The sequence below is a fragment of the Campylobacter sp. BCW_6460 genome (assembly GCF_001762705.1).
GTDB lineage: Bacteria > Campylobacterota > Campylobacteria > Campylobacterales > Campylobacteraceae > Campylobacter_D > Campylobacter_D jejuni.
Window position 1 is genome coordinate 1 of sequence record NZ_MJXI01000008.1, and the last position, 1,023, is coordinate 1,023.

The 1,023-nt window shown below is 29.8% G+C and carries 1 protein-coding gene; it reads left to right on the forward strand.

Going from position 1 to position 1,023, the window contains the following annotated elements; translation table 11 throughout:
* Positions 1-1,023 (forward strand): motility associated factor glycosyltransferase family protein (locus tag AJ881_RS03740; protein WP_148122999.1); only part of this gene is annotated, 1,023 nt, incomplete at both ends.

A 1,023-nucleotide genomic window follows, 5' to 3' on the forward strand; every position in this document is an offset into this window, starting at 1 on the left:
TTTTACAAAACATCCCTTCTATGCTTGAAAGCATTCCTTTTCAAAGAATCTTAAATGAAAGAAAAAACAAATTTGAAAATGCTATAGTAGTTTCTGCAGGACCTAGTTTAGCTAAACAACTTCCTTTACTTAAAGCTTATCAAGATAAAGCAGTGATCTTTTGTGCTGATGGGGCTTTAAGTATGCTTGAAAAAGAAGGCATAATACCTGATTATGTTTTAAATATTGACTTTGAAGACTTGCCTTTAAGATTTTTTCAAAATAAAGAAAATAAAACTTCTTTAAATATGCTTTCATGCGCCACTCATCCTAGTTTGGTTCGTGTACTAGATAATAAAAGTGTGATTTTAAGAGATGATCCTTTATACCAACGCTTCAATCTTAGCGACTTTGGTTATATTGATACAGGTACTCATGTAAGTCATTTTTCTTATACTTTAGCTTTGGCTTTAGGATTTAAAAATATTATCATGATAGGACAAGATTTGGCCTTTGATAAAGAAGGAAATTCGCATTCTAAAGGTTTTGCTTTGGGTGAAAGGATAGACCATACTCTTAATTTACGAACTTTACAAGTCACCGCCTATGCAGGTAAAGGTGAAGTTTTAACTCATATTGCTTGGAATGATTATCGCATAAAGCTTGAATATCTTTTTGCTTGCAACGAACAAAAAGCTAAATTTTACAATGCCACTGAAGGTGGAGCAAGGATTAATTTTACTGAAGAACTTTCCTTTAAAGAATGTTGTGAAAAACTCCTTACAAAATTTAAACCCAAGTTTGAACTTCCCAAAAATTTAACTAAAAATAGAAGTGATAAACTCCTAGTTAAATTCAAAGAAAAAATACAAAAAGATCAAGATAATGCTAAAAGATTTTTAGACGATGCTTTAGCTTTAAAACAAATTTTAGAAAACATACTCAGTAAAGATTTTATTTTACCTTTGGAATTTTTAGAAAAAGTTTATCAAAATATAGAAAATTTCAATCACTCTTTAGATACAGATGAGTTTATACAGGATG